The sequence below is a fragment of the Streptomyces sp. SPB074 genome (assembly GCF_000154905.1).
Lineage (GTDB): Bacteria > Actinomycetota > Actinomycetes > Streptomycetales > Streptomycetaceae > Streptomyces.
In genome coordinates this window covers 97,886-104,980 of the sequence record NZ_GG770539.1, presented here as the reverse complement: position 1 = coordinate 104,980, position 7,095 = coordinate 97,886, and the positions used below count along the sequence as shown (strand labels likewise).

6 protein-coding genes are annotated in these 7,095 nt (G+C 75.0%); all 6 read left to right on the top strand.

Going from position 1 to position 7,095, the window contains the following annotated elements; all coding sequences use genetic code 11:
* Positions 1 to 49: 49 nt before the first annotated feature.
* The 6 genes from SSBG_RS00480 to SSBG_RS00455 all read left to right on the top strand — a co-directional run bounded on the left by SSBG_RS00480 (position 50) and on the right by SSBG_RS00455 (position 7,012).
* Positions 50 to 646: a hypothetical protein gene (locus SSBG_RS00480; RefSeq protein WP_008744282.1), complete on the top strand. Its 597-nt coding sequence runs from the start codon at positions 50 to 52 to the stop codon at positions 644 to 646.
* Between the two features lie 90 nt (positions 647 to 736).
* A complete protein-coding gene (gene lnt / locus SSBG_RS00475) occupies positions 737 to 2,335 on the top strand; it encodes an apolipoprotein N-acyltransferase (RefSeq protein ID WP_008744281.1) in 1,599 nt (532 codons plus the stop codon).
* Between the two features lie 138 nt (positions 2,336 to 2,473).
* Complete coding sequence (locus SSBG_RS00470; RefSeq protein ID WP_008744280.1) at positions 2,474 to 2,983, top strand: NUDIX hydrolase; 510 nt, start codon at positions 2,474 to 2,476, stop codon at positions 2,981 to 2,983.
* Positions 2,984 to 2,987: 4 nt separating this feature from the next.
* Positions 2,988 to 3,989 (top strand): helix-turn-helix transcriptional regulator, encoded by a 1,002-nt coding sequence (locus tag SSBG_RS00465; protein ID WP_037868577.1) that lies wholly within the window; start codon positions 2,988 to 2,990, stop codon positions 3,987 to 3,989.
* 194 nt (positions 3,990 to 4,183) lie between these two features.
* Entirely contained in the window at positions 4,184 to 6,136 is a 1,953-nt protein-coding gene (locus SSBG_RS00460; RefSeq protein WP_037868576.1) for a S53 family peptidase, read from the top strand.
* A gap of 138 nt (positions 6,137 to 6,274) precedes the next feature.
* On the top strand, positions 6,275 to 7,012 hold the full coding sequence (locus tag SSBG_RS00455; RefSeq protein WP_008744277.1) for an SDR family oxidoreductase: 738 nt from the start codon (positions 6,275 to 6,277) through the stop codon (positions 7,010 to 7,012).
* Positions 7,013 to 7,095 lie beyond the last annotated feature (83 nt).

Sequence of the window (7,095 nt, the reverse complement as noted above, 5' to 3'; positions counted from 1 at the left end):
CCGTGCGCGGGAGCCTCCCCGCGCCCCGATCCTGAGTACGCTCGGCGCCATGAGGCATCCACCCCCTGACGACGCGCCCGCGGGCCCGGCGGAGACCGGCGCCCACCCCGAGGTCTGGACCGGTACCGCGACCAACCGCGTGCAATGGGTACTCGCCCTCGCCGGGGTCGCCTGCGTCGCGCTCGGCATCGCCCTCGCGGTCAACTCGACCTGGACCTCCGGCGTCGCCGCCCTCGCCATGTCGGTCGTGGGCTGCCTGCTCGCCGGGCTCCTCATCCTCTTCGGCACCCTCGCCTTCGTGAGCGTCGGCGTCCGGGTCGACCACGCCACCCTGGAGGTCCGCTGCGGCCACATCGGCGTGCCCCGTCGCAGCATCCCCCTCGCCCACGTCGTGGAGGCCGACTTCGCGCCCGCCGTCACGCCGCGCCAGTGGGGCGGCTACGGCTACCGCTGGCGACCGGAACTCGGCACCGCCGTCGTCGTGCGGCGCGGCGAGGGCGTCGTCCTGCGCCTCGGCGACGGCCGCTCCTTCACCTTCACCGTGGACGACGCCGAGTCCGCCGTGCGGGAGATCCGCACACGCCTCCACCTCTACGGAACCCACGGCGGCCACGGTGGCCACGGCCAGGCTCCCGCCGGAGCCTGAGCCCGGCCGGGCCACCGAGAGCCCCCGCGCGCAGGTCCGAGACCCACGCCACAGAGCCACCCGTAGCTCCCCGGCCGTAAACTCCGGAGCGTGACCGTCACCCTTTCCCCACCGGACGAAGCCTCGCCGCCCGCCCCCGCGTCCCGGGGCGGGCGGCGACTGCTGCGCCTCGTGCCCGCCGCCGGCGCCGCCCTCGCGGGTGTGCTCCTGTACCTGAGCTTCCCGCCCCGGACCGTGTGGTGGCTCGCGCTCCCCGCCTTCGCCCTGCTCGCCTGGGTGCTCCACGGCCGGAGCTGGAAAGCGGGACTCGGGCTCGGCTACCTCTTCGGCCTCGGCTACTTCCTCCCGCTCCTCGTCTGGACCGGCGTCGAGGTCGGCCCGGGCCCCTGGCTCGCGCTCGCCGCCGCCGAATCCGTCGTGGCGGCGCTCGTCGGCGCCGGGATCGCCGTCGTCTCCCGGCTGCCCGCCGCGCCCCTGTGGGCGGCGGCGCTCTGGACGGCGGGCGAGGCCGCCCGCGCCCGCGTCCCCTTCGGCGGCTTCCCCTGGGGCAAGGTGGCCTTCGGCCAGGCCGACGGCGTCTACCTGCCGCTCGCCGCGCTCGGCGGCACCCCCGTGCTCGGCTTCGCCGTCGTCCTCACCGGCTTCGGCCTGTACGCCGTTGGGCGGGCGGCGTACGAGCGCCGCGCCCGCGGCGTCCTGCCCCGTGCCGCCGCGCTCACCGCCGGGATCGCGGTCCTCCTGCCGCTCGCCGGCGCGCTGGCCTCGCGCGGCCTCGTCTCCGACGCGGCCGAAGCCGGTACGGCGCGGATCGCCGTCATCCAGGGCAACGTGCCCCGGGCCGGACTGGAGTTCAACGCCCAGCGCCGCGCCGTGCTCGACTACCACGTCAAGGAGACCGAGCGGCTCGCCGCGCGCGTGGACAAGGGCGAGGCCGAGCGACCCGACTTCGTGCTGTGGCCCGAGAACTCCTCCGACATCGACCCCTTCCGCAACCCCGACGCGAGCGCCGCCATCGACCGTGCGGCCCGGGCGGTCAAGGCCCCGATCTCGGTCGGCGCCGTCGTGGAGAAGGACGACGGCAAGCTCTACAACGAGCAGGTCCTGTGGCTGCCCGGCAAGGGCCCCACCGCCACATACGACAAACGGCAGATCCAGCCCTTCGGCGAGTACCTGCCGATGCGCTCCCTGCTGCACAGCGTCAACCACTCCTGGACGACGATGGTCGCCCAGGACTTCAGCCGCGGCACCAGCCCCGGCGTCTTCACCATCGACGGCACCCGCGTCGGCATCGCCACCTGCTACGAGGCCGCCTTCGACTGGGCCGTGCGCGACACCGTCACGCACGGCGCCGAGCTGATCTCCGTGCCGAGCAACAACGCGACGTTCGACCGCAGCGAGATGACCTACCAGCAGCTCGCCATGTCCCGCGTCCGCGCCGTCGAGCACAGCCGCAGCGTCACGGTGCCCGTCACCAGCGGCGTCAGCGCCGTCATCCGCCCCGACGGGAGGATCGTCCAGCGCACCGGCATGTTCGTCCCCGCGACGCTCGTGGACGACGTCCCGCTGCGCACCTCGAAGACCCCGGCGACCCGGATGGGCATCGCGCCCGAGATGGCGCTCGTCGCCGTGGCCGCCGCGGGGCTCGCCTGGGCCGTCACGCGCGGCCTCCGCGCCCGTCGCGCCGCCTGAGCCTCCCCGGCGTCCCGGCCCCGCCGCGCGGACCCGCTCCCCGCCGCGGCGACCGTCCGCGTGTTCGTGTGCGCCCCCGTCCAGGGCGGGGGCGCACACGCGCGGGACCCGGCGCGGAGCCCCCGATAGGGTCGGCACATGCCCACTCCGGAATTCATCCTCGGCCTGCGCGAGAAGATCGGCCAGGACCTGCTCCTCCTGCCCGGCGTCAACGGCGTCGTCCTCGACGCCGGGGGCCGCCTCCTCCTCGGGCGCCGCGCCGACACCGGCAGATGGGCGCTGCCCGCCGGGATCTGCGAACCGGACGAGCAGCCCGCCGAGACCATCGTCCGCGAGGTCCTGGAGGAGACCGGGGTGCACTGCGAGGCCGAACGCCTCGTCCTGGCCGAGACCCTCAAGCCCGTCGTCTACGCCAACGGCGACCGCTGCCAGTTCCTCGACATCACCTTCCTCTGCCGTGCCACCGGCGGCGAGGCCCGCGTCGCCGACGAGGAGTCCCTGGAGGTCGCCTGGTTCGCGCTCGACGCCCTGCCGCCCCTGGAGCGCTTCTCGCTCTTCCGTATCGAGCGCGCGCTGAGCGAGCAGGAGTCCGCGTGGTTCGCGCGGACCCAGGCCGAGGTGGACGACCGGAACGCCGCGGCGCGCTGAGCCGATGCGTGCCGCCCGTCTCCTGCGCATGGCGCTGCTCGTCCAGTCCTCGCCCGGCCTCACCGCCGCGGCGCTCGCCCGCGAGCTGGAGGTCTCCGAGCGCACCGTGATCCGCGACGCGCAGGCTCTGCGGGACGCGGGCATCCCCGTACGGTCGGAGCGCGGGCGGGCCGGCGGCTACCACCTCGCCCCCGGGCACCGCACCCGCCTCACGACCCTGCACCCCACCGAGGCCGAGACCCTCTACCTCGGCGGACTGCCCGGCGCGCTCGCCGACCTCGGCCTCGCCCAGGCGGCCGGCACCGCCCGCCTCAAACTCGCCGCCACCCTCCTCCCCTCCCTGCGCGCCGCCGCCGAGTCCTCCGTGCGCCGCTTCCACCTGGACGCCGCCGCCTGGTTCAGCGAACCCGCCGCGCCTCCGCTCCTCCCGGCCCTCGCCCGCGCCGTGCGGGACGACCGCACGGTCCGCCTGAGCTATGCCCGCCCGGCGCGCGAGGACCGCCCCGCCCGCACCGTCGTCCGCGTCTACGAGCCGTACGGTCTCGTCCTCAAGGCCGGGGTCTGGTACGTGGTCGGGCGGGTGCCCGGCGAGGGCGCCGGGACCGCCGCCTGGCGCACGTACCGCGTCGAACGCCTCACCGCCCTCGAACCGGGCGAGCCCTTCACCCGTGAGGCGGCCTTCGACCTCGCCGCGCACTGGCGCGCCGAGGCGGAACGCTTCGCCCGCGCCCTGCTGCGTACCCCCGTCACCCTCCGCCTGACCCCTGAGGGCCTGCGCCGGCTGCCCGCCGCGCTCGGCGCCGCCGCCACGGAGGGCCTCGCAGCGGCCCGCCCGGACCCGGAGGGCCGCGTCACCGCCACGGTCCCCACCGAGTCGGGGGACATCGCCTTCGCACAGCTCACCGCCCTCGGCGCCGAGGCCGAGGTCCTCGCGCCGCCCACCCTGCGCTCCCGCCTCACCGCCCACGCACGCGCCCTCGCGGAGATCTACCGCACCCCCGGGTGAACTCCGGACAAAGCGTCATATCCGTTGATCAGAAGCCCACTTGCTGTCCGCTTTGGCGCTCCCATGGGCCGCCTTTGGCACTTCCCAGACCAACGCATGAACCCCACGTGAACACTTGATCGACAGAGTGAGCGGTGCGTGCGGCCGTGTCCCGGAAGACCGCACCTCATCCCTCCGTCACCCCAGGGGGTTTCATGAGACCCGTCCGTTCCCGTCCGCACGCCGCACTCGTGCGGGCGGCCGCGCTGCCGCTGGCCGTCGGGTGCCTCGCACTCGCCGTCCCCGCCGCCTCCGCCGACACCGGCCACCCCGCGACGCGGCAGACCCTCGCCGGACTCACCCCGCACTGGGCCACGGCCTCCGCCGACCGCGGCGCCCTCTCCGCGGGCAAGCAGCTCACCGTCCGGGTCTACCTGGCCGGGCGCGACGCGGCCGGCCTCGCCCGCTACGCCACCCAGGTCTCCGACCCCTCCTCGCCCCAGTACGGCAAGTACCTCACGGCGAAGCAGACACAAGAACGCTTCGGCGCCGACGCGGACCAGGTCGCCGGCACCACCGCGTGGCTGCACGGCGCCGGGCTCAAGGTCATCGCGAGGAACCAGAACTACCTGACCGTCAGCGGCCGGGCCTCCGCCGTCGAGCGCGCCTTCTCCACCACGCTGCACAACTACGCGCGTAGCGGCCACACCTACCACGCGCCGCTCTCGGCGCCCTCGGTCCCCGCCTCGCTGCACGGCGCCGTCCTCACCGTGACCGGCCTGGACAACGCCCCGCACCGGGCGAGCCACGACGAGACGCTGCCCCCGCCGGACGCCGTCTTCCGCAACGCCGGGCCCTTCTCCACGTACTTCGGCTCGAAGACGAACAAGAAGCTCCCCTCCGCCTTCGGCTCGAAGGCCCCGTACGCCGTCAAGGGCTACACGGGCAAGCAGCTGCGCGCCGCCTACGGCGCGGGCAAGGAGACCGGCAAGGGCGTCACCGTCGCCATCACCGACGCCTACGCTTCGCCCACCATCGCCGCCGACGCGAGCCGCTACGCCCAGCGCAACGGCGACAAGAAGTACCGCAAGGGCCAGCTCACCCAGGTCCTGCCCGCGGACTACAACCGCACCGAGGAGTGCGGGGCCTCCGGCTGGTACGGCGAGGAGACCCTCGACGTCGAAGCCGTGCACGCCGTCGCCCCCGCCGCCGACATCGTCTACGCGGGCGCCGCCTCCTGCTACGACGACGACCTGCTCGACTCGCTCAGCAAGATCGTCGACGGACGCCTCGCGGACATCGTCTCCAACTCCTGGGGCGACCTGGAGTCGAACGAGACGACGGCGAGCGCCGCCGCCTACGACCAGGTCTTCCAGCGCGGCGCCGTCGAGGGCATCGGCTTCTACTTCTCCTCCGGTGACAACGGCGACAACGTCGCGTCTAGTGGGACGAAGCAGGTCGATATGCCGGCCAACTCCGCGTGGGTGACCGCCGTGGGCGGTACCTCGCTCGCGGTCGGCAAGGGCGGCACGTACAAGTGGGAGACGGGCTGGGGCACCCAGAACGCCCCGCTCTCCGCCGACGGCGACTCCTGGACCGGCTTTCCCGGCGCCTACACCTCCGGCGCGGGCGGAGGCACCAGCAAGCTGGTCGCGCAGCCCTTCTACCAGCGCGGCGTCGTGCCGGGCAAGCTCGCGAAGGCGAACGGCAAGAAGGCCATGCGCACCGTGCCCGACATCGCGGCGGTCGCCGACCCGAACACCGGCTTCCTCGTGGGGCAGACGCAGACCTTCCCCGACGGCTCGCTCCGGTACGGCGAGTACCGCATCGGCGGCACCTCGCTCGCCGCGCCTGTCGTCGCCGGGGTGCAGGCCCTCGCGCAGCAGGCGCAGCACGGGGTCCCGATCGGCTTCGCCAACCCGGGCATCTACGACCGGTCCGGCACCTCGGCCTACCACGACGTCACCGACACCCCGCTCGGCAAGGGCCAGGGCCTCGCGGTGGTCCGCACCGACTACGTCAACGGCTACGACGACGCCGACGGCACGCGGACCACGCTGCGCGTCCTCGGCAAGGACGCCTCGCTCAAGGCCGTGCCCGGCTACGACGACGTCACCGGCGTCGGCACCCCCGCCGACGGCTACCTGAGGTCCTTCCGCAGGCGCTGAGCCCGCGCCCGTCGCCCTCCCCGGCCCGGTGCCGCCCCGCCCGGCCCCGGCACGCCCCGCGCGTGCCGGGGCCGGGCGTTTGCGCAGGTGGCCGCCGGTCTAGGCTGAGGGGACAGCGAGCGAGCCCGTGGAGGAGTCATGTCCGGTCAGCAGGTCACCGTCGTCACGGGCGCCAGCCGGGGGATCGGCGCCGCCGTCGTCGCCCGCCTTGCCGCGGACGGCCACCACGTCGCCGTGGGGTACCACACGGGCCGCGAGGAGGCCGAGGCCGTCGCCGAGGACGCGAGGAGGCGCGGTGCCCGGGCGGTCGCGATCGGCGGGGACACGGCGGAGGAGGCCGACGTCGAGCGGCTCTTCGACGTGGCGGCGCGCGAGCTCGGCCCGGTCACCGGGCTCGTCAACAACGCGGGCGTCAGCGGGCCGATCGGCCGGCTCGCCGACGCCGACGCCGCCGGGATGCGCCGCGCGCTCGACGTCAACGTCCTCGGCGCTCTGCTCTGCGCGCGCCGCGCGGTCCGCGACTGGGAGCGCGACGGCGTCCCCGGCGCGATCGTCAACATCTCCTCCGGCGCCGCGACGCTCGGCTCGCCCGGCGAGTTCATCCACTACGCGGCGAGCAAAGCCGCCGTGGACGCCCTCACCATCGGGCTCTCCAAGGAGGTCGGCCCCTCCGGCATCCGCGTCAACTCCGTCGCGCCCGGCGCCGTCGTGACCGACTTCCACCCCGACCCGGACCGCCCGGCGCGCATGGCCGCCGGGGTCCCGCTGCGCAGGATCGGCGAGCTGTCCGAGATCGCCGCCGCCGTCGCCTGGTTCCTGTCGCCGGAGTCCTCGTACGCGACCGGCGCGGTCCTGCGCGTGACCGGGGGCCGCTGAGCGGAGCCCGCGGGCACCGGGCCGCCGCGCACCCGCACGGCCGGGCGCCCCGTCCGGGCACGCGCCGGGGCCCGGTCACCGTC

Excerpts from the sequence above, each read along its gene's own strand:
- SSBG_RS00480 (WP_008744282.1), top strand. The coding sequence starts at position 50 with ATGAGGCATCCACCCCCTGACGACGCGCCCGCGGGCCCGGCGGAGACC.
- SSBG_RS00470 (WP_008744280.1), top strand. The coding sequence starts at position 2,474 with ATGCCCACTCCGGAATTCATCCTCGGCCTGCGCGAGAAGATCGGCCAG.
- SSBG_RS00465 (WP_037868577.1), top strand. The coding sequence starts at position 2,988 with ATGCGTGCCGCCCGTCTCCTGCGCATGGCGCTGCTCGTCCAGTCCTCG.
- SSBG_RS00460 (WP_037868576.1), top strand. The coding sequence starts at position 4,184 with ATGAGACCCGTCCGTTCCCGTCCGCACGCCGCACTCGTGCGGGCGGCC.
- SSBG_RS00455 (WP_008744277.1), top strand. The coding sequence starts at position 6,275 with ATGTCCGGTCAGCAGGTCACCGTCGTCACGGGCGCCAGCCGGGGGATC.